This window comes from Streptomyces triticagri (assembly GCF_003429565.1).
Lineage (GTDB): Bacteria > Actinomycetota > Actinomycetes > Streptomycetales > Streptomycetaceae > Streptomyces > Streptomyces triticagri.
The window spans coordinates 110342-129761 of record NZ_QUAK01000234.1 but is presented as its reverse complement, the minus strand read 5'-3'; the positions used below and the strand labels follow the sequence as shown (position 1 = coordinate 129761).

21 protein-coding genes are annotated in these 19420 nt (G+C 71.2%); 3 read left to right on the top strand and 18 right to left on the bottom strand.

Translation table 11 applies throughout. The annotated features are described in order from the left end of the window. Positions 1 to 9 precede the first annotated feature (9 nt). The 15 genes from DY218_RS31935 to DY218_RS31865 form a co-directional block, all read right to left on the bottom strand. Positions 10 to 846, bottom strand: a complete 837-nt coding sequence (locus DY218_RS31935) for a class I SAM-dependent methyltransferase (protein WP_128559659.1) — start codon at positions 844 to 846, stop codon at positions 10 to 12. A 144-nt stretch (positions 847 to 990) separates the two neighbouring features. Next, entirely contained in the window at positions 991 to 3465 is a 2475-nt protein-coding gene (locus DY218_RS31930) for an outer membrane protein assembly factor BamB family protein (protein ID WP_158574179.1), read from the bottom strand. Positions 3466 to 3591: 126 nt separating this feature from the next. Then, positions 3592 to 4524 (bottom strand): poly(ethylene terephthalate) hydrolase family protein, encoded by a 933-nt coding sequence (locus DY218_RS31925; protein WP_128559657.1) that lies wholly within the window; start codon positions 4522 to 4524, stop codon positions 3592 to 3594. A 16-nt stretch (positions 4525 to 4540) separates the two neighbouring features. Beyond that, positions 4541 to 5818, bottom strand: coding sequence for an HAD family hydrolase (locus DY218_RS31920; RefSeq protein WP_199566922.1), 1278 nt, complete (start codon positions 5816 to 5818; stop codon positions 4541 to 4543). A 161-nt stretch (positions 5819 to 5979) separates the two neighbouring features. Further along, a complete protein-coding gene (locus tag DY218_RS31915; protein ID WP_128559655.1) occupies positions 5980 to 6417 on the bottom strand; it encodes a hypothetical protein in 438 nt (145 codons plus the stop codon). An 81-nt stretch (positions 6418 to 6498) separates the two neighbouring features. After that, positions 6499 to 6909 carry a gas vesicle protein K gene (locus tag DY218_RS31910; protein WP_128559654.1) on the bottom strand — a complete coding sequence of 137 codons (411 nt, stop codon included), beginning with the start codon at positions 6907 to 6909 and terminating at the stop codon, positions 6499 to 6501. A 36-nt stretch (positions 6910 to 6945) separates the two neighbouring features. Beyond that, complete coding sequence (locus tag DY218_RS31905; RefSeq protein ID WP_128559653.1) at positions 6946 to 7155, bottom strand: gas vesicle protein; 210 nt, start codon at positions 7153 to 7155, stop codon at positions 6946 to 6948. Then, positions 7145 to 7963: a GvpL/GvpF family gas vesicle protein gene (locus DY218_RS31900; RefSeq protein ID WP_233522001.1), complete on the bottom strand. Its 819-nt coding sequence runs from the start codon at positions 7961 to 7963 to the stop codon at positions 7145 to 7147. The genes DY218_RS31905 and DY218_RS31900 overlap by 11 nt, the downstream gene beginning before the upstream one ends. Further along, on the bottom strand, positions 7963 to 8388 hold the full coding sequence (locus DY218_RS31895) for a gas vesicle protein (RefSeq protein WP_407703713.1): 426 nt from the start codon (positions 8386 to 8388) through the stop codon (positions 7963 to 7965). Before DY218_RS31895 ends, DY218_RS31900 begins: the two co-directional genes overlap by 1 nt. A 32-nt stretch (positions 8389 to 8420) precedes the next feature. Then, entirely contained in the window at positions 8421 to 9596 is a 1176-nt protein-coding gene (locus tag DY218_RS31890) for an SRPBCC family protein (protein WP_128559651.1), read from the bottom strand. Continuing rightward, entirely contained in the window at positions 9589 to 10260 is a 672-nt protein-coding gene (locus tag DY218_RS31885; protein ID WP_128559650.1) for a hypothetical protein, read from the bottom strand. Before DY218_RS31885 ends, DY218_RS31890 begins: the two co-directional genes overlap by 8 nt. A gap of 25 nt (positions 10261 to 10285) precedes the next feature. Then, positions 10286 to 10555, bottom strand: a complete 270-nt coding sequence (locus DY218_RS31880; RefSeq protein ID WP_128559649.1) for a gas vesicle protein GvpG — start codon at positions 10553 to 10555, stop codon at positions 10286 to 10288. Positions 10556 to 10584: 29 nt separating this feature from the next. Further along, entirely contained in the window at positions 10585 to 11298 is a 714-nt protein-coding gene (locus DY218_RS31875) for a GvpL/GvpF family gas vesicle protein (RefSeq protein WP_128559648.1), read from the bottom strand. A 3-nt stretch (positions 11299 to 11301) separates the two neighbouring features. Further along, positions 11302 to 11754 carry a gas vesicle protein GvpJ gene (gene gvpJ, locus DY218_RS31870; protein ID WP_128559647.1) on the bottom strand — a complete coding sequence of 151 codons (453 nt, stop codon included), beginning with the start codon at positions 11752 to 11754 and terminating at the stop codon, positions 11302 to 11304. 73 nt (positions 11755 to 11827) lie between these two features. Continuing rightward, positions 11828 to 12175, bottom strand: a complete 348-nt coding sequence (locus DY218_RS31865) for a gas vesicle protein GvpO (RefSeq protein ID WP_128559646.1) — start codon at positions 12173 to 12175, stop codon at positions 11828 to 11830. Between the two features lie 205 nt (positions 12176 to 12380). Between DY218_RS31865 and DY218_RS31860 the strand changes: the two genes are divergently transcribed. After that, entirely contained in the window at positions 12381 to 12644 is a 264-nt protein-coding gene (locus DY218_RS31860; RefSeq protein ID WP_128559645.1) for a GlsB/YeaQ/YmgE family stress response membrane protein, read from the top strand. 108 nt (positions 12645 to 12752) lie between these two features. Here the strand turns inward: DY218_RS31860 and DY218_RS31855 are convergent, their stop codons facing one another. After that, complete coding sequence (locus tag DY218_RS31855; RefSeq protein WP_199566919.1) at positions 12753 to 13574, bottom strand: ANTAR domain-containing protein; 822 nt, start codon at positions 13572 to 13574, stop codon at positions 12753 to 12755. A gap of 225 nt (positions 13575 to 13799) precedes the next feature. Beyond that, positions 13800 to 14618 carry a sigma-70 family RNA polymerase sigma factor gene (locus DY218_RS31850; RefSeq protein ID WP_407703711.1) on the bottom strand — a complete coding sequence of 273 codons (819 nt, stop codon included), beginning with the start codon at positions 14616 to 14618 and terminating at the stop codon, positions 13800 to 13802. Positions 14619 to 14888: 270 nt separating this feature from the next. Here DY218_RS31850 and DY218_RS31845 point away from each other — a divergent pair, with 270 nt between their 5' ends. Further along, on the top strand, positions 14889 to 16682 hold the full coding sequence (locus DY218_RS31845; RefSeq protein WP_128559643.1) for a thiamine pyrophosphate-requiring protein: 1794 nt from the start codon (positions 14889 to 14891) through the stop codon (positions 16680 to 16682). 31 nt (positions 16683 to 16713) lie between these two features. Here the strand turns inward: DY218_RS31845 and DY218_RS31840 are convergent, their stop codons facing one another. Then, positions 16714 to 17736, bottom strand: a complete 1023-nt coding sequence (locus DY218_RS31840; protein WP_128559642.1) for a LacI family DNA-binding transcriptional regulator — start codon at positions 17734 to 17736, stop codon at positions 16714 to 16716. Positions 17737 to 18063: 327 nt separating this feature from the next. On the opposite strand from DY218_RS31840, the gene DY218_RS31835 reads away from it, so the two are divergent. Beyond that, positions 18064 to 19407, top strand: coding sequence for an extracellular solute-binding protein (locus DY218_RS31835; RefSeq protein ID WP_128559641.1), 1344 nt, complete (start codon positions 18064 to 18066; stop codon positions 19405 to 19407). Positions 19408 to 19420 lie beyond the last annotated feature (13 nt).

Here is a 19420-nt window from a genome sequence, read left to right as displayed (position 1 = left end):
GGCCGGTCATCAACTGCCCCCGAACCGGAGCAGGTTGAAGCGGTAGGCCTCGATGTCGCGGCGCCGGACAGTGCTCACGGCGCGCATCATCGTGCGGTAGTGCAGGGGCAGTGAGCGCCGCAGACCGGACGGGAGCCGGGCGAGGGTGCGGCTTTCGACGAGGCGGAGGTCCGGGGCCCAGCCCTCCATGTCACGCGGGTCGGCGCAGGACCAGCGGATACGCGCCTCCATGTCGCCCAGCACATCGTGCTGGTCCTGGTGCTCGACCATCCAGGGCGCGGAGGTCTCCAGGGCGAGGGTCGATCCGGGGAGCCGTTCGGCGATGAGCCGGAACACGGACTTCACCTCGTCCTCCGGCAGATAGATCAGCACGGCCTCCGCAAGCAGCAGATACGGGCCGGGGCCGGCGGCGACGGTGTCGGCCCAGGAGGGGTCGGTGACGGACACGGGCAGCATCCGCCGGCGGTCGGTGTCGGCGAAGTATCTGCGGCGCAGCTCGATCGCGTCCGGCAGGTCCAGGTCGAACCAGCGCACGGAGCCGTTGTCCAAGCGCTCGAACCGCGTGTTCAGGCCCGTGCCGATCTCGACCACGGTGCCCGCAGGATGCTGCCGCAGAAAGTCCTTCGCCCAGACGTCGAACAGCAGGGTCCGCAGAGTGGCACCGAGGAGGCTCTTCGCACCGTCGAACCGGGAGAAGTCGTAGTCGATCTCCTCGACCATCCGTACCGCCTGCGGATCGTCGATCATCCCGTACCGCTTGCGCGTCTGGACCGCGCGGCCGTACAGCGGAATCAGCAACGTCTCCTGCACGGCGCCGAGTTCGGGCTTGTGCTTGGACTCCGGCATCGGGCCCACCTCTCCCGTCATCCGCCGCCTCGGCAGTATCGACCGAGGAAGTCAGGCAGGTAAGGCTACCCTAAGTGGGTCCGGTCAGGTGTGCCAGTCCGGCGTCACTCCCGGGGGCCGTTCAGTACGCGTCCGACACCCGCCTCAGTACGCGTCCAGCACCCGTCGCGCCACCCGCTCGGCGTCCGCGTCCATCCGGGCCTTGTCCGGGTGGTGCCAGCGCTGGTACTCGACCCGGACCACCAGGTTGTCCTTGCGGGCGACGACGGTGTGGGTGCGGGTCATCTCATCCTTGTGGCGGAAGTCGCGGCGGTAGAGGCGGGCCTCGTCGCCGAAGCCCTTCAGCTCGCCGCCCTTCGCTGCGGTGATCTCGCCCTCGGCCTGTTCCAGTGCATCCTCTCCGGTGAGCGGCGAGTCGGGCATCGCCTTGACCCGTACGATCAGGCTCGGCGAGAGATCCGCATCCGCCTCCCACTCGCAGCCCGCGACCCGGCCGTCGGATCCGCCCTTGGGTGCGGTGTCCTGCGCCTCGGCTCCGGGCACCAGTCCGGCCGCCTCCGAACGCAGCCTCGTGCAGAGGGACTTGGCCTTGGTGATCTTTCCTCCGGCCGCTCTTGCCGGATCGTCCCCTGCGGCGGGCACCTCGGCGCCGAGCTGCTCCAGGACGTCGGCCGCGGCCTGGCGCGCCGCCGCCTCCACCCGATGCTGCGGCGGCACATCGGCCCACAAGTAGCTCGACAACGCCTCGGTCCGCGCCTTCACCCGTACCGTCACATTGCGGTAGCGGGCCAGGATGTCGGCGGTGGACACACTGTCCGCCGCCGATCCGAACGCGGTCGACTTCGCCTCGTCGCCCAGGCCCTCCAGGCGGTGCGCATCGGCGAGGACCTTCTCGGAGTCGTCCTCGTTCTCGATCTTTCCGGTGCCCGCCTCCCGGAACGCCTGCTCGGCCACCGCAAGGGCCGGTGTCGGCTTCCGCGCTCCGTCGCTCGACGATCCGGCGCGGAACTCCTCGTCGCCGCCCGGCCGGTGCGCGGTCACCGTCACCGACAGCTCACGTTCCGCGTGCCGAGGTGTGTTCTTCTCCTCCCAGGCGCAGTCGGCCGGCGGGGGCATCCCCTTGCGGTACACGCGCATCGACTTCTGTGCGGCCGGCGACACCGCCTCGCAGGCGTTGGCGACCGCGTCCGGGCGCAGATCGCCCTTGCGCCAGGCGCGCTTCTGAGCGGGCGTCAGCTCCGAGCCGTCCGGCATCGGTTCACCGTCGTAGCGGCGGGTGTCGCCGCCGGAGGCGGGCAGCGGATACGCGACGACCCGCTCGCCGGTCCGCCCGGCACCCGTGCCGCTCAGGAAGATCCGCTCGTCGTCCCAGGCCGCGAACAGCTGCGGCTGTACGCCGGCCTCGGTGACCCTGCCGATGGTGCGCTGCTTGCCGTCCTGCATCCCGTACGTCAGGAGCCAGACCTCCGGCACACCCTTGGGGCCCTTCATCTGACGGGCTGCCAGGAGCTTGTCCTTCCAGACACCGAGTATCTGCTCGCCGCCCCGGCGCTTCTTCCAGCGCACCTTCCCCGTGTCCAGGTCGTACGCGTACAGGGCCGGATCGCGCCCGTATCCCATGACGAGCGTGTCCCCGTGGGTGAACGGCCCCACCTGCGCCTCACCGTCGCCGCCGGAGAACCGCTTGAGCCGCTTGCCGATCGTGCGGACGGGCTTGCCGTCGCCGTCGTACGTCTGGATCAGGCGGTGCCCCTCCCGTGTGATGTCCAGGACGAGCGGATCGTCGGAGACGATCCGGTGCAGCTCGTCGCCCACGCGCGCCGCCTTCGTACGCCACAGGGGCTTCTTGTCGCCACCCTCGTACAGCATGAAATGGGCCGGGGCGCCGTCGGCGGCGGGCATCCAGCCGGGCACCACTTCCTTGGCATCTCCCGCAGGGGCTGTACGGACGGCGAGATGGCGGCCGTTGTGATCGACGTTGTGCGCGCACGCCTTGTCGCTCTCGACCCGGGTCCCCAGCGGTTTGCCGTCCTCGGCGCGGAACTGCTTCACGCCGTAGCAGTCGAGGGTGACGGTCACCGCCTCGTCGCCGATGCTGATGTCGTTCTTGCCGTACGTGCCCTTCATGGTGCCGACGTGCTGCGTCCACTTGACCTTGCCATCCGCCAGGTCGACGGCGCCGGCGTAGCTGCAGTCGGACTTCTCCTGCTTCTCCTTCGCCTTCTTGCCGGCCGGCTTCTCGGCGGTGAAGAACAAGCCGCCGAGTCCGGACGGACTCGGCTTCGCGGAGAACCCGCAGATGCCCTTGGTGCCCTCGGGCATCTCCATGGTCCAGCGCTTCTTGCCCGAGCGCGTGTCGTATCCCGTGACGCTTCCGTCGGTCCGCAGGGCGAGGATGCCGTCGCTGACCCACACGTCGCCTTCGTCGTCGGGCGTAGCGACGCGCGCCCGTGCCGAGACCTGCCAGGCCTTCTTGAGCTTCGCCGGCTTGACGGCACTGCGCCGCTCGTCCTTGCCGTCGTCGCCGCCTCCCCCGCCGGTGCACGCCCCGCTCGCGAGCAGGGCGCACAGCACCCCGACGGCTGTGGCTGCTCGGGCGCGGCCGCGTGTGAACCCCATGAGTGACATCCCCCGATTCCCCCTGGCCCCATTCCCCCTGGTCCTACGGGCGGAGCGTAGCCACGCACACGCCGCGGCTGTCAACCTAGGAGTCCCGAGGGTCACAGGCCGGCGGACGGACGCGTGTCACCGGTGCGGGCAGGTGTGCTTCGCCGCGAGGAGTTCGGTGCCGTCCGGTTCGGGAGGCGGGCACAGCACACGGCCCGCGGCGCGATCGCCGTCCACGAAGCGCTTGAACCAGGCCACGGTCTGCTCCGCGACCAGGGCGCCGGGCGTGTTCGCCACGAAGTGGTCGCCGGCCAGGGAGAGATACGCCTTTTCACGGGATCCCGTACCCCGGTACATCGGTTCGGCGTGGTCGGCGACCGGGGCGACCGCGTCCTGGTCACCGCCGATGATCAGCGTCGGGGTGCGGACCGATGACCAGTCGTATGTGCCGTCGTAGTACGGGGTGAGCGGCACCGCGGCCCGGACGGCGGGATGCTCGGCGGCGGCGACCAGGGCTCCTCCGCCGCCCGCCGAGTGGCCGAGTACGCCGAGCCGTCGGGGGTCGGTCCGGTCCGCGGCGACACTGTCCCGTGTCGCGTAGCCGAGTGCCGACCGGATCTGCTGCGCACGCTCGTCCGGGGTGTCGTCGGTGGCGCGGGTGTTGAGGGTGACCGTCACGAACCCGTGGGAGGCCAGGAGTTCACCGAACCACTCGACCATCGACTCGTCGGCGCCGAGCCCGGGCGCGGCCGCGACGACACCGTGCCGGCGGCTGTCGCCGTCCCCGCTCGGCGCGGGCCCCCCGACCGGGTGGTACAGGGTGCCGCCCCCGAAATCACCGTCGACCGCGTCCGCGCCGAAGCGGTCGGTGCGGACCTCGTAAGGGCCGTAGTGCTTGCCGTCGAGCTCACGCTCGACCGGGTCGGGCGCCGGCCGCTCCGGACTGCCCGACGCGTCCCGCTCCCCGCCGGAGCCGCCGCAGGCGGCCGTCGAGGCGAGCAGCAGCACGGCGGCGAGCAGCCGGCCGGCCGCCGGGCGAAGAGCCGTTGTGCGCGAAGGTCCCACGGTCACGGCTCCTCACCTCGGTTCAGCTTCCGTGCACGGTGTCCTGCTGGTCGGGGATGACGCTGCCGTCCTCGCGCAGTACGGGACCGAGCGTGCCGTCCGGGTTGGTGTAGCCGGTGGTGGAGCAGGGGTAGTCGCCGTCCTTGCGGGGCAGCGGCTCGATGAACATGGGGTTGATCAGCCAGTTGCCGTCCGCGTTGTCGTAGGCGCGGCACATGACTTCGTTCTTGTTGCGGTTGAGCAGGAGGTGCGCGCCGGTGGCGTCGGAGACGATCGTGACGTCGGTGTCCGCGTCGCCGGCGCCGATCGCGGGGCGCTGCTCGGCGGGCTGCTTCTCCCAGGCGGCAGGTCCTGTGATGCCGAAGGCCTTCTCGTTGAGCCAGCAGCGCTTGCCCTCGATGTACGGCATGACCTCGCCCTTGCTCGCGGGTTCACCGCCGCAGCCTTCCTGGGTGTAGGTGATGCGGCCCTGCTGGTCGAGGACGTTGCGGATGGCGATGGTGTGCTTGCGGTCGACGCCGACTCCGCCCGTCCAGGCGTTGGTGACCGCGGTGGCGCCCGCGGAGTCGACCCACACCTCGAATCCGGCCCGCTTCAGGGTCCGGATCAGGTCCTTGATCTGCGGGTTGTAGCGGGCGTAGGCGTGCAGGGTGTGGCTGCCCAGCTGCTGTGTGGCACCGACGGGTGCGGCCAGTGCCTCGGCCCGTGACTTGCGGGCGTACGAGGTCACTTCGGCCTCGGTGTGACCGGCGAAGAGCTGCGGCACCCAGGCGTACTCGGGCAGCGTGCGGCGGCTGTTCCAGTCGCCCTCGAAGGCGTCGTTGCCGTTCATCAGCTTCGCCTCGCTGCGGATCGAGAAGATCTCGTCCGTGCAGGCGGTGTTGGTGGAGGTGGGCAGCGGTTCACCGACCGGGACGTCCGTGCCGCAGGCCTCGGTCAGGGTGCGGTCGGCCTCCGCGGTCATCCACGGGCTGGAGTCGGCCCAGCGGGCCGGACGCAGGATCTTGTCGTGCTTGAGGGCCCAGGCGATGGCCAGGTCGGTGATGTCGTTCTTGGTGACGGTGTTGTCCCAGTCGAAGACCGCGACCGGGCGGTCGCCGTGCCGGAGGCCGGGGCCGGTACATCTGCCGCGCTCGTCGATCACTCGCTGCAGATGCTGCTTGTTCCCGCCGTACCAGTCGAGTTCGGACGAGAGCTGCGGGCAGTGCGTCCGCTCGGCGGGGCGCTCCGCCGCATGCGTGGTGGCGGGAGCGAGGACGGTGAGGGCGGCGACCGAAACAAGACCGAGGGCGGCAGCCAGGGGACCAGTACGCACGCGGCGCGACTCCTTCGCATCTACGACGTCAGGACGCCTCGCACCGTACGCCCGAGGGTCACCCGGGGTACACCCCACCGCGCCGGACGGCAGCCGGACGGCTCAGCGGCGCGGCGCCGCCGTCCGCGCGGAGCGGCGCGCGGCCGCTACTTCCGGTGCAGGGCGCTCCGTGCGGTGTCGCGGGCGGTCCTGCGCCAGGTCGCCCAGGTGCTGTTCCGCTCTGCCGAGCGCCTGCCGAGGAGGAAGGCTCCGCCCAGCATGCCGGCGAGGCCGGCGGCGGTGCCGGTGACGATCGCCTTGCGGTGCTTGACCACACTCCAGGCGGTGACGGCCGTCGAGGTGACCTGTCCGGCGGTGGCGCTGAGCGCCTGCCTGCCGTTCTCCAGACCGGCGCCGGCCGCCTCCTTCGCCTTCGACACCGTCTGTTCGGGCTGTGCCGCGGCCTTCGCCGCTCCCTTCTCGGCGGTGGACCGGCCCTTGGCGACTGGCGACGCGACGCCGTTGCCGGCGCCGTCCTTCTCGTCGGAGGCCGCCCGGGCGGGGGCCGTGTCGGACTTGCTGTTGGTCCGGTTCTCTGCAGTCATGGGCTCCGGGTTTCCGTTCGACTCCCGGTGATACTCAGGGGAGCGCACGACTTGGGTGCCTCGCGTCACTCGGGTGCGGGATCAGCTGCCTTCGGGTGGCAGCAGGGAGCCCAACGGCCCGAGATCCAGGTTCAGATCGGCCAGCGTGAGGTCGTAGCGCTCGCAGAGTTCCGCCATCCGGTCCTGCAGGATCATCAGGGTCGTCCCGATGCGCTCCTCCTGCTCCTCGGTGAGGTCGCCTTCGTCGACCCGGTGCAGTGCTGTGCGTTCCATCAGCTGCCGCAGGAGCTCGACGATGGTCAGGACGAGTTTGATCAGGTCGCGTTCCACGGTGTCGGGGTCGGTACCCAGGCGCCCGGCGGTCGTGCCGGGGCGCCTGCGCTCGTCAGCGCTCCGGGCCGGTACGAGAGCGAAGGCGCGCGTCGCAGCCGCGGCGACCTCGTCCAACCGGCGGTCGTACAAAGGCTGTTGAGGCGGTACGGGCTTGCCCATCGATACCTCCGCGGTCGTGCCGTTCCCGCCGGGCGCTCACCACGGCGGCGGATCGTCGGCGGTGACGGAGTGGATGACCGCGCGCAGATCGATGTGCACCAGATCCACGCCGGCCACGGACAGGACCAGATCTCCGGTCAGTACGACACCGCCGGCCAGCAGCCGGTCGAGCAGGTCGATGAGCGCGACCTGGCGTCCCGCGAGCTGCTCGATGTCCGGGTCGCGGCCGGGGACGTCACTGCGCATCGGACGGCCCGTCCGGCTCGGGCGGGGTGGCGAACGAGTAGGGCGCCCACGGCCCGGTGATCTCCAGATGGACACCGGGGGCCTCGTCGTCGAGGCCGGCGAGTGCGGTACGGAACTCCTCGACCCGGCCGGCCGGGACCAGGTAGGCCTCGTTGACCACGTTCTCCCCCGTGGCCGGGGCCAGTTCGCCCCGCTGGGGCCGGTGTGCCATACGCAGCACGGCACATCCGGCGACGCGCGCAGCGGCTTGTGCGGCGACCGAGGCCGCCGCCCGGTGCACATCACTGTGCGTGCGCCGTTCGGCGCGCCGGTGTTGCAGGTAGGCGCGCCCGGGGCTCATCTCGGCGGCCGCCTCGTCCGCGGTGGCCGGCGCAGGTGCCGCGGCCTCCCGCACGTCGGCGTACACCTTGACGCCCAGTTCCACATGTCCCGCCAACTGGCGCAGCAGCGCGCCGAGTTCCGCCGCGCGGTCGGTCAGCATGGCGGCCACCCGGCGGTCGTCGTGGTAGACGGTCGCCAGGCGCATCGGCAGGACCGTGGTGTGCGCGCTGGCGGCCTCGACGACCGCGTCATGGGTGCGGGCCACGGTCTCCAGGCGGGCCAGATCCTCCAGTTGGGCCTTGAGCCCCTCCATGGCGAAGGTGTCGGCCGGGACGGACGAGGTGAGCGCGGCGAGGCCGGCCGCGCCCACCGTGCGCACCCGGCCGCCGTCGACTCCGGGGAGCAGTGCCGCCGCCCGGTCGAGTGCCTCGCCGGCGATGCCGACGCCGTACACGTACGACAGCTGGGGCACAGTGTCGGCGGACATCATGCGTCCTCCTCGCGCCCGTGTGTGCGGGATGCCTCGTCGGCGTCCACGGCGGAGCGCAGTGCGGCGAGTTCGGTGCGCAGGGCGCTGTTCTCCCTCTCGAGTTCGGCGGACGGCGCCGACTCGTGCGTCCGGCTCCGGACCTCCCTCGGCGGCCGGGCCTGCGAGGAGAGCGAGGGGTCGTTCTCCCACCAGTCGATGCCCATCTCCTTGGCCTTGTCCACCGAGGCGACGAGCAGCCGCAGTTTGATGGTCAGGAGCTCGATGTCGAGCAGATTGATCTGGATGTCGCCCGCGATCACGATGCCCTTGTCGAGCACCCTCTCGAGGATGTCGGCGAGGTTGGCGGACGAACCTTGCTGCGGGTACGGGGACAGTCCGTGTGCGGGCCCCGGCCCCGCTCGGCCGGGCAGCGGATCGGACACCTGGGATCACCCTCTCCGAGTGCTGCGGCGCGTCAGCGACGGGCCGTCGCGGGAGTGCGGCGCCGGCGGGAGCGGGGCGGCGCCGCCTCCTCCTGCTCGGCTTCGTCCCGGGTCTCGTCGGCGTCGACGTCCTCGGGGCCCGCCTCCTCGTCGTCGTACTCGTCCCCTGCCTCGTACTCGTCCTCCGGCAGGTCCTCGTCCTCGGCAGGTTCTTCCTCGTCCTGCGGGGCCTCGTCGTCGAAGTCGTCGTCGTGCTCACCCTCAGAGAGGTCCTCGTCGTCGGGCGCGTCGTCCTGCAGGGCATCCTCGTCGTACTCGTCGGCAGGACGGTCGTCGGCATCGCCCTCGCCCGTCCGGTCGTCCTCCTGCTCGAGGGCTTCGTCGTGATCGAGTACGACCTCGCCGTCCCGGATCTCGCCGCGCCAGCCGTCGGAGGCCTCGCCCCGCATCATGATGAACTTGCGGTAGAGCTTGAGGTCGAGGCGGGCGCGGCGGCCCTGGGCGCGCCAGATGTTGCCGGTCTTCTCGAAGAGGCCCTTCGGGAAGTACTCGAGGACGAGGAGCACCCGGGTCAGGTCGTCCGTGATGCGGTGGAAGGTCACGACGCCCTTGACGGTGCCCTTGGCGCCCTCGGTGGTCCAGGTGATGCGTTCGTCGGGGACCTGCTCGGTGACGTTCGCCTTCCAACTGCGGGTGGATTTGGCGACCTTCACCTTCCAGTTGCTCGTGGTGTCGTCGGCCTTCTCGACGCTGACGACGCCCTTGGCGAACGTGCTGAACTCCTGGAACTGGGTCCACTGGTCATATGCCTCACGGACCGGCACACCCACGTCGATGTCCTCGACGATGGTGATGCTCTTGGACTTTCCGCCGCCGCCCTTGCGGCCCTTGCCGAACAGTCCCCTGACCTTCTCCTTGACGGTGTCCTTGAGGTGGGAGGCGCCGACCTTCATGGCGGCCTGTGCGGGTGACTTGCCCTCGCCCAGGGCCTTTCCGCCCTTCGCCAGGTCCGATGCGATGCCGCCGGCTCCTGTCGCGCCGCCGGGGTCGGCCAGTTTCCCGATGCCGTCGCCGAGCTTCTGGCCGAGGTTGCCGACGGCGTGCGTGGCGCGGGCGCGCAGGTAGTTCTGCAGTTCGCCCTTGAGGCGTTCCGTGGCGGGGTTCTTCGCGATCTCGCCCTTCAGCCTGCTCACGGTGGAGTCAGCCATTGCTGCCGCCTCCCCGGGACTTGCGGGCACCGCTGGTGGTCTTCTTGCCCGCCTTGGACGCGGACTTCGTCGCGGCACCGGCCGCGCTCTTGCGTGCGGAGCCTGCCGGGCTCTTGGTCCGGCCGGACGACGCCGTCCGGGACCCGGTGCGGGCGGACTTGGCCGGGGCCTTGCCCGCGCCCCCGCCCGCCGTCTTCCCGGCGGCCCGGCGGCGCGGCGGCGGCTTCTCGTCCTCGTCGCGGGCCTCGGCGGCCGCGTCGGCCGCTCCAGCCGCTCCTGCCGCCGGTGCGTCGGCGAGGCCCTCGTCAGGGCCGGACTCCTCGTCCCGGCCGTCGTCCTCCTCGCCGGTCTCGCCGCGCCCCCGGAGCGGATCGTTCAGCGCCCGGGTCCTGTCCTGCAGCGAGTCCGCGAGTCCGGTCGCGCGCTTGGTGAGCGCGCCCGTCGCCGCGGTCTTCGTGGCCTCCACCAGCTCCTTGCGGACCTGGTCGTTGAGGCCCCCGAGCACCGGCGAGTTGGCCACCAGCTTGCCGAGCCTGGCCGGGTCGAGATCCAGTTTGCGGCCGGCCAGGAACATACCGAGGCCGATGGCCATCCTGGCCTTCTTCGTGCGGCCCAGCAGGTATCCGCCCACCAGGGCCACGCCGGTCTTGACGTTGCCTGTCATGTGTCTGCACCTCTTCGGGGCTCGGTCAGGTGTCGATGCGATGGATGCCCGGGGCGTCCGGCCGATGTGCCTGGCATTCCTCCAGCCGGTCGAGCAGTGCGCTCTCGCTCCGCTCGAACTCTTCGTCGCCGATGCGTCCCTCGAGCAACTCCCTTTCCAGTGCGGCGAGTTCACGCAGTACGGGCTCGGGGTCGTAATACTCGCGCTCGGCGGCCGCGATCACCTGGTCGACGACCCAGAGACTGCCGCGTACCGGCGCGAGGGGCAGGGTGAGGACTTGCGTGAGGAGTCCCATGGCTGAATCTCCGTTCTGCGGCGCCGAGTTCAGACGAAGCTGTACGGCGGGAGCGGTCCGCTGAGCGTGAAGTCGTAGGAGTCGCCGCACCGTTCCGCCTCCTGGTGCACGGCCTCCGACAGCGCGGTGGCCCGGTCCCGCTCGACGAGGAACGACACATTGAGGAAGTGCGCCGCGGTCGGGTCCGCCGCCGCGGTGCGCAGTGCGGACGGGGCCAGCCGGTCCACCAGGCCTTCCGCCTCGGTGCGCTCGCGCTGCTGCGCCTCCTGCATGAGCAGTTCGCCGAGCGCCACCTTGTCGCCCTGTGCCTCGGGATGCTCCCTGGTGTACGCGTCGAGCCGGCGGGCCTCCGGCGACCCGGTGAGGATCTCGTGCAGCAGGTCCCGCTCGTCCCGGGCGACCTTGAGGTTGTACTCCAGGCAGCCGTCCAGCTCTTCGAGCCGCCGGCGGTAGGCGTCGCGCTGTTCCTCGAGTACGCCGAGCACAGCGTCGTCGTCGGGTCCGAGCAGACCGAACCGCATCGGCAGCGCGGCACCGTCCGCCATCAGGCGCTCCAGTACGAGCTGGTGGGCCATGAGGTCGCGGCGTTTGGCCCGCAGTTCCGGCGGTGCGTCGCCGACGACGGCGGCCAGCTCCTTCGTGGCGAGGTACCGGAGTTCGGAGGGTGGGTCGCCGACGCCCTGCAGCCCTTCGAGACGCAGTGGATGATCGGCGCGGGTGACGGCGTAGACGTAGATGGGCATCGGTCATTCCTCCCTGCGCGGGGATGCGCGCCGGCTGCCGGTCGTCGAGGACTTGCGGCGGGGCCGCCGCTCCTCCTCCTCCGGTTCCTCCTCGGGGCTGCCCTGGAGACCTTCGGTGAAGGCCTCGACGGCGCCGGTGAGGGCGCCCTTCGACTTGCCCTTGGCGCCGCTCTCGGTGGCTTCGCCGACGATGTCGGTGAGCTGGGTCGGGGCCTTGCGGCCGGACTCCAGGTCCAGCCGGTTGCAGGCCTCGGCGAAGCGGAGATACGTGTCGACGCTGGCGACGACCACCCGCACATCGATCTTGAGGATCTCGATGCCGACGAGGGAGACGCGTACGAAGGCGTCGATGACGAGGCCGCGGTCCAGGATGAGTTCGAGTACGTCGTAGAGATTTCCCGAGCTGCCGGCGTTCCCGCTGCCGCTGCGTGCATTGCTCTGTTGAACGATGCTCATGGTCGAACTTCCTTCCGTCGAGCCGGGCCGGTGCGGGCCGAGCCGAGTCGTGTCGCGCCGATTCGTGCTGGGGTCACGGGTCGGTCCGTCCTCGCACATAGCGCCGGGTGCGCTCGTAGCCCGTCAGCCGGCCCCGGGTGTCGAGCGTGACCCGGTAGGAACCGAGCAGGCTCGTGGTGTCCGGCACCCTGGCCAGCTCGAGCACCTCGACATCCGCGGTCCAGCCGGTGTCCGTCGCGCGTACGGCGGATACCGAACCGGGCTCGCACCGGAGCAGCTCCGCGAGTTGAAGCACCGCGTGCTGCATGGCGTCGGAGACGTCGAGCCGCTTCGGGCGCCCGGAGGACTCGGGGGTACTGCGCTTGTGTTCGCCGGAGCGACGGTCGCTGCCGTCGCTTCCCGCGCTGTCCGGTGGTGCCATGGTTCCGCCTGTTCCGCGTCGTTCGGATCGGCCTGGTCGCTCGTCCCCGGTGCAGTCCGTGGCGGCAGCCGTTGACGACCGGGCCACCGGGTGCCCCCGCAACCGGGACCTATGCGTGCGAGGCGGTGGTTACGCGACTCGCCGCGGGGCACCCGGCGGTACTCGAACCGACAACGGCACGGCGATGACCAACTGAGGGGAAACGATGGAGATTTCAGGCCTCTTCACGGCAATCCTGATCGGCATCGTGATCGGCGTCCTCGGCCGGCTGGTTCTCCCCGGACGTCAGCGCATCGGCGTTCTGTGGACGGTCGCCGTGGGTATCGCCGCAGCACTGCTCGGGACGGCCGTCGCGGCAGCGCTCGGAGTGGCGGACACGGACGGTGTCGACTGGGGCGAATGGCTCATCCAGATCGGCCTGGCCGCGGTGGGCGTCGCCGCCCTCGACCGCGCAATCGGCCGACGCTGACACCGCCGGACCCGGTTCCACCGAACTCGGGCGCCCCACTGGCGAGTTCACTCCCGGTGCGGCGCCCCTTGCACGCCCCGGCCCGCGCGGTGGTCCAGTCCCCGGCCGTCATACGTCGTACGCCCGGTGGTGCAGATACTCGAGCGCGTCCAGGACGATCGTGTTGCGGTGCCAGGAGAGCCACGCACCGACCTCCGAGCCGAGTTCGTCCATCGTGGCGAGGCGGGACCACGACAGGGGTGCGCCCAGTGGGCGGCGGTAGTGGGCGGTCACGACGGCCAGTGCACCGTCGCGGCCCGGAGTCAGCGGCAGGCAGTGGCAGGCCAGGCAGCCGCCGTCCCACATCGCCCGGCTCGCGGCCCGAGTGAACAGGTCGCTGTCCGGGGCGGCCGGAACGGTGATCTGGCGCGCCTCGTTCGCCGCCCGGTCCCAGGCGGTCTCCTCGCCACGGGTGAACGCGGCGTACTCCGCGAAAGGTTCGTCGAGACCGGTGCTGCGGGCCAGTCGTCGCATGCCGGTCTCAACGACGTGCACATGGCCGCGGTCCGCCCGGGCCACCTGCAGGGTACGGCCGAGCGCGGCGCCGAGGACTTCGCTCAGCGGTGCCGAGCGTCGCACCTGTCGCGAGGCCAGCGTCTCGAGCGGCGGCGGCAGCGGATGGTCGCGGCCCGGGAACCAGTCCCTGCTGTCGGCCTCGGGCGCCGACACCCGTACCACGGCGTCGGCCACGGTGTGCAGCTTGAGATTGAACTGCTGCGAGGCGTCCTTGAGCAGACTGAAGGCGGCGAGCAGGTCCTCGAGCCCGTACCGTTCGACGAGTACGGCTTCGGCACGGCGCACCACACCGCGGGCCGCCCGGCGGTTGCGCCGGGCGAGCCAGGCCCGCCACTCCTGCTCTGTCACATCGTCGACCTCGTCGCGCATGCTCATCGCAAGCGTGCCTCCCTGGGGCTCGGGAAGACGGGTCGGCGGCCGCTCGCGGCGTGAGCGGCAGCTGAACAGCGTCGTCCGAACACCGCAGTGCCCCATGGTGGTGGCCGTCGCCGGGGACCTGCAACCCCTTGACCGAGCCGGCTGTGCGACCGCAGATCGGTGGTGCCGCAGGCCACCGCTGCCGGCGGGATCGAGGCCCACCGGCCGCGGGGACGCCGCCGGTCAGCGCTGCTTCGAGCCGGCCGTGACCCGGTCACCGAGCGCCTCGGCCCGTACGTCGGCACAGGCGGCGCTGATCAGCCGGGAGACGTGCACCTGGGACACGCCCAGTCGCGCAGCGATCTGGCTCTGTGTCATGTCGCGGAAGAAGCGCAGGTAGAGCACCCGGCGTTCGCGCTCCGGCAGCCTGCTCAGGCCCGGCCGGGCGGCTTCCCGGTCGTCGACGACGTCGAAGCCCTCGTCCGTCTCGCCCAGGTACTCCCCCAGGCCGGATCCGTCGGGCTGCGCGGCCGGCTGCGCGGAGAGGGACAGCGGACGGTAACTGTGCAGGGCCTCGAGACCCTGCCGCGCCTCCTCCTCGGTGAGTCCGGCGACGGTCGCCACCTGTCGGGCGCTCCCTCCGTCGGGCATCAACTGCAGCGCCGTGCGCACCCGGTTCCGCAGGTCCTGCACACGCCGTGGCACATGCACGCCCCAGGTGTGGTCGCGGAAGTGGCGCCGCAGTTCACCGGTGATGGTGGGCACCGCGTACGCCTCGAAGGCGCCGCGCCCCGGGTCGTATCCCTGCACCGCCTTGCACAGGCCGAGTGCGGCGACCTGCCGCAGGTCCTCGCGCTCCTCGCCCCGGTCGCGGTACTTGTCGGCGAGCCGGGTCGCCATCGGCAGCCAGGCCCGGATCAGGCGCTGCTCGATCACTTCGTGCTCGGGTCCCGCCGGCAGCGTCTGCATCCGTTCGAAGTCGCGCTGGGTCTGCGGGCGGTCGTGGTGGTCGTGGCCCCTGCCGCTGTGCGTGCGGGGACGCGGATTCTGCGTGCCGTTCACTTGAGTTCACTCCTCGGATGTCCGAGTCGTGGCAGGCGCCGTGGGTGGCCGAGCCGCCGTGTCGCGGGCGGTGCGGATCCGGCCGATCGTGGTCGGCGCCGAGTGAGCCTCACAGTTCTGAAGCTGTCTGTCGCCTCCCCGTCACAGGTGCCGCGAAACATGACCCGTCTTGTGTCCCGGCTCACGGGTACGCGTCGCGACAAGCGGTCGCCACCGGCGTCCACGCCGCCCATGGCGACGAGTTCCGGATGCGAAAGGCAGGCTCCAGCCATGAACCACACGGTCGCCGACCACATCCTCGACCGGCTGCGCGACTGGGACGTCGAGCACGTCTTCGGCTATCCGGGGGACGGCATCAACGGGCTGATCGCGGCCTGGGGCAGGGCATCCGACCGCCCCGAGTTCATCCAGGTCCGGCACGAGGAGATGGCCGCACTGGCGGCGGTCGGCCACGCCAAGTTCAGCGGCGGGCTCGGTGTGTGCACCGCCACCTCGGGGCCCGGAGCCGTGCATCTGCTGAACGGTCTGTACGACGCCAAACTGGACCATGTGCCGGTCGTCGCCCTGGTCGGCCAGACGGCCCGCAGCACCATGGGCGGCTCGTACCAGCAGGAGGTGGACCTGCACACCCTGTTCAAGGACGTGGCCGCCGGCTTCGTCGAGACGGTGACGGTGCCCGAGCAGCTGCCGAACGTCCTCGATCGCGCGGTGCGTACGGCATACGCGCGCCGCGCACCCACGGCGGTGATCGTCCCGGCGGACGTGCAGGAGCTCGAATACACCCCGCCGGCCCACGCGTTCAAGATGGTCCCGTCCAGCCTGGACCGCAGCGCCTGGACCAGCGAACCCGTCACCGGGGCCCTGGAGCGCGCGGCCGACGTCCTCAACTCCGGTGACAAGGTGGCGATCCTGGTCGGTCAGGGCGCGGCGGGCGCCCACCACGAGATCGTCCAGATCGCCGAACTGCTCGGCGCGGGCATCGCGAAGGCGCTGCTCGGCAAGGACGTGCTGTCCGACCGGTGCCCGTACGGCACGGGCGTGATGGGCCTGCTCGGCACGCGGCCCAGCTACGAGCTCATGCGCGACTGCGACACGCTGCTCACCGTCGGCTCCAGCTTCCCGTACTCGCAGTTCCTGCCGCCGTACGGGAAGGCACGCGGGGTGCAGATCGACATCGACCCGCACATGATCGGCATGCGCTACCCGTACGAGGTGAATCTGGTCGGCGACGCCCGTACGACGCTCCGCCGGCTCATCCCGCTGCTGCGCCGCAACGAGGGGCGTGACTGGCAGGAGGCGGTGTGCGCCGAGGTGGAGCGCTGGGGGGAGGCGATGAGCGGGCGGGCCGCTGTGTCCGCGCACCCGGTCAATCCCGAGCGGGTGGTGCGCTCCCTCGATCCCGTGCTGCCGGACGACGCGATCCTCACGGCCGACTCGGGCTCCGCGGCCAACTGGTACGCCCGGCACATCACGATGCGCGGGACGATGCGCGGCTCGCTCTCCGGGACGCTCGCCACCATGGGGTGTGCCGTGCCGTATGCGATCGGCGCCAAGTTCGCGCAGCCCGACCGCCCCGTGGTCGCCCTCGTGGGTGACGGGGCGATGCAGATGAACGGCCTGGCGGAACTGATCACCGCAGCCCGGTACCGGGACGAATGGGCGGATCCGCGCCTGGTCGTCGGCGTACTCAACAACCGGGATCTGAACCAGGTCACCTGGGAGCTGCGGGCCATGGGCGGGGCGCCTGCCTTCCCGCCCTCGCAGGAGATTCCCGACGTCGACTACGCGGCGTTCGCGCGGCAGTTGGGTCTCACCGGGATCCGGGTGGAGTCACCGGACGAGGTCGCGGGCGCGTGGCAGGCGGCGCTGGATGCGGACCGTCCGGCGGTGGTCGACTTCGTCACCGATCCGTCCGTGCCGCCGATCCCGCCGCACGCGACCTGGGAGCAGATCGAGAACACCGCCCATGCGCTCTTCCAGAGCGATCCGCAGCGCACGGACGTGGTCAGGCAGGGTCTGAAGGCCAAGGTGCAGGAGCTGTTCCCGACCTCGCGGCGCGACTGACCGGGCGCGCCCACCCTTCGACCGCCTGCCGTCAACCCCCGCTGCTCTCCCGCACGATGACCTCGTGGCCGACCACATGGTCCTGCGGCGGGCCGGTGGCGGGGTCCTCGATGCGGTCGAGCAGGAGGGTGACGGCGGCGCGGGCGATCTCCGCCTTGTCGGGGGACACCGTGGTCAGGCTGGGCACGCTGTAGCGGGCGGCCTCGATGTCGTCGAAGCCCACCACGTCGAGGTCGCCGGGTACGTCCACCTGCCGCTCGTGCAGGGCGCGCAAGGCGCCGAGGGCGAGATCGTCGTTGAGGCAGAGCAGGGCGTCGGGGCGGTGGCGCCGGTCCATCAGGGCGGCGGCGGCCCGTGCGCCGTGCTCGCGGTGGTACGCGTCGACCGGCACCACGAGTTCCGCGTCGAACGGTACGCCGGCGGCCTTCAGGGCCTCGCGGCAGCCGTCCGTACGCAGCCGGTCGGTGCCCTGGCGTCCGCGGGTCGTCCCGCCGACGACGGCGATGCGGCGCCGCCCGCGGGACAGCAGATGAGCGGTGGCCTCGCGGGCCGCGCGGACGTTGTCGACCGCCACATGGTCCGCGCCGCCCTCCGTCGGGCGTTCACCGAGCAGGACGACGGGGAGTCCCTGGTCGCGGCCGGCAAGATCACGGGGGTGCAGGGCGAGCGGGCTGAGGATCACGCCGTCGCTGATCCGGGCGTCGAAGCCGCCGAGGACGGCCAGCTCCTGCTCGCGCGCTCCGCCCGTGCGGTGCAGCAGCACGGTCTGGCCGCGCTTCTCCGCCTCGGCCATCACATGGGTGGCCAGTTCGGCGAAGTAGGCGACGTCGAGTTCCGGTACGGCCAGGGTGATCATGCCGATACGGCCGCGGCGGAGCTGTCGGCCGGCGATGTTGACCCGGTAACCGAGTGCGTCGATCGCCTCCTTGACCGCCTCGCGGGTGCGGTCCGAGACATGCTCGAAGTCATTGATCACATTGGAGACGGTCTTCGGCGAGACGCCGGCGTATTCCGCCACGTCCTTGATCCTTGGTCTGGCCGCCACGCTGCGCATTCCTTCCTTCGGTCCTGTCTTCACATTCCCGCCTGTCCCGCGACGGCGGGAATGTGAGGACAGGCCCGCTGCCGTCCGCGATCGTATCCAGGACCCGACGGAGCCCCGCCCGTCGCATCACGAATCGGTTTCGGCCCCGATCCTTGACCGTCCCGGGGATTTACATCGATGTAAACACCATGGTGCCATGTCGGCTCACGGACGCCGGTGCCACACGTCCGGCGGTCCCGGCACGTCCAGCAGTCCCGGCAGTGCCGGTAGTTCACCTCGATGACAGTTCGCAGGGCGGCGGCCACGGCTCCGCCGCCCGGGCGGGGAAGGAGCCACATGACCGGCTCAGGCGCACCCGTGGACCGGCCCGCGTTCACCCGGCGGCGCGCGCTCGCGGCAGCGCTCGGCGCCGGGGCGGCCGCCCTCGGGACGGGGACACTCAGCGGCTGCGGCAACGCCCTGGCGTCCGACGACTCCACCGTCCGTCTGTGGGACCTCTTCCAGGGCGCGGACGGCGGCCTGCTCAACGACATGGTGCGCACGGCCCGCCCCGACATGCCCGGCACGAAGATCGAACGCACCGTGCTCGAGTGGGGCACCCCGTACTACACCAAGCTCGCGATGGCCTCCGCCGGCGGGCGCGGCCCGGATGTCGCCGTCGCCCACATGTCGCGCCTCGCGGGGTACGCGCCCACCGGCCTCATCGACCCGTGGGACACCGATGCGCTGGCCGAATTCGGCGTGCGCCGCGGCGACTTCGCCGATGCGGTGTGGTCCAGGACCCAGTACGAGCGCAAGACGTACGCGATCCCGCTCGACACCCACCCGTTCATCGTCTTCTACGACCCGAAGCCGGCGAAGAAGGCGGGGCTGCTCGCCGCGGACGGCACGCTCGACGCCGAGGCGTTCTCGTCGCCGGACCGCTTCCTGGCCGCCGGCCGCGAACTCGCGAAGGCGTCCGGGAAGCAGGGCATCGCCTTCGGGTACGTCAACGACACCGCCCAGGGCTGGCGGTTGTTCTACGGCCTGTACCGGCAGACGGGCGGCGTCTTCGAGCTCCCCGACGGCGGTCCGGCGAAGGTGGATCTGGACCGGATCACCGAAGTCATCGCGTTCATGGCCAAGTTGGTGGACGGCAAGGTCAATCCGGGCCGGCTCAACTACGAGTCCGCCGTGGCCGCGTTCGCCAACGGCCAGACCGGGATGATCCTCAACGGCGAGTGGGAGCTCGGCACCTTCAAGGAAGCCAACGACAACGTCGGCGCGGCGCCCTTCCCCACGGTCTTCGGCACCCCGGCGGTCTACGCCGACGCCCATGCGTTCGTGCTGCCGCACCGCGACAGTCCCGACGCCGACCACCGGCGCCGCACGCACCGCGCGGTGGCCGCGCTGCTCAAGGCCGGTCAGATCTGGGCGACCGCTGGTCACATCCCCGCGTACGAACCGATCACCCGGACCGAGGAGTACGGCGAGCTGGTGCCGCAGACGCACTACAAGACGGCCGCCGAGCATGTGGTGCTCGACCCGTCGGTGTGGTTCGCCGGCGCGGGCTCCGACTTCCAGAACGCCGTGTCCCAGGTGATACAGCAGGCGCTGCACGACGGGCTCGCCCCCGACCGGGCGGCCCGTGCCATGGTGCGCCGCATCAACACCTTCCTCGCCAAGCCGAGCCCGGCGTGACCGGCCGCAGATC

Excerpts from the sequence above, each read along its gene's own strand:
- DY218_RS31935 (WP_128559659.1), bottom strand. The coding sequence starts at position 846 with ATGCCGGAGTCCAAGCACAAGCCCGAACTCGGCGCCGTGCAGGAGACG.
- DY218_RS31930 (WP_158574179.1), bottom strand. The coding sequence starts at position 3,465 with ATGGGGTTCACACGCGGCCGCGCCCGAGCAGCCACAGCCGTCGGGGTG.
- DY218_RS31915 (WP_128559655.1), bottom strand. The coding sequence starts at position 6,417 with ATGACTGCAGAGAACCGGACCAACAGCAAGTCCGACACGGCCCCCGCC.
- DY218_RS31910 (WP_128559654.1), bottom strand. The coding sequence starts at position 6,909 with ATGGGCAAGCCCGTACCGCCTCAACAGCCTTTGTACGACCGCCGGTTG.
- DY218_RS31905 (WP_128559653.1), bottom strand. The coding sequence starts at position 7,155 with ATGCGCAGTGACGTCCCCGGCCGCGACCCGGACATCGAGCAGCTCGCG.
- DY218_RS31900 (WP_233522001.1), bottom strand. The coding sequence starts at position 7,963 with ATGTCCGCCGACACTGTGCCCCAGCTGTCGTACGTGTACGGCGTCGGC.
- DY218_RS31890 (WP_128559651.1), bottom strand. The coding sequence starts at position 9,596 with ATGGCTGACTCCACCGTGAGCAGGCTGAAGGGCGAGATCGCGAAGAAC.
- DY218_RS31885 (WP_128559650.1), bottom strand. The coding sequence starts at position 10,260 with ATGACAGGCAACGTCAAGACCGGCGTGGCCCTGGTGGGCGGATACCTG.
- DY218_RS31880 (WP_128559649.1), bottom strand. The coding sequence starts at position 10,555 with ATGGGACTCCTCACGCAAGTCCTCACCCTGCCCCTCGCGCCGGTACGC.
- DY218_RS31875 (WP_128559648.1), bottom strand. The coding sequence starts at position 11,298 with ATGCCCATCTACGTCTACGCCGTCACCCGCGCCGATCATCCACTGCGT.
- gvpJ (WP_128559647.1), bottom strand. The coding sequence starts at position 11,754 with ATGAGCATCGTTCAACAGAGCAATGCACGCAGCGGCAGCGGGAACGCC.
- DY218_RS31865 (WP_128559646.1), bottom strand. The coding sequence starts at position 12,175 with ATGGCACCACCGGACAGCGCGGGAAGCGACGGCAGCGACCGTCGCTCC.
- DY218_RS31860 (WP_128559645.1), top strand. The coding sequence starts at position 12,381 with ATGGAGATTTCAGGCCTCTTCACGGCAATCCTGATCGGCATCGTGATC.
- DY218_RS31855 (WP_199566919.1), bottom strand. The coding sequence starts at position 13,574 with ATGAGCATGCGCGACGAGGTCGACGATGTGACAGAGCAGGAGTGGCGG.
- DY218_RS31845 (WP_128559643.1), top strand. The coding sequence starts at position 14,889 with ATGAACCACACGGTCGCCGACCACATCCTCGACCGGCTGCGCGACTGG.
- DY218_RS31840 (WP_128559642.1), bottom strand. The coding sequence starts at position 17,736 with ATGCGCAGCGTGGCGGCCAGACCAAGGATCAAGGACGTGGCGGAATAC.
- DY218_RS31835 (WP_128559641.1), top strand. The coding sequence starts at position 18,064 with ATGACCGGCTCAGGCGCACCCGTGGACCGGCCCGCGTTCACCCGGCGG.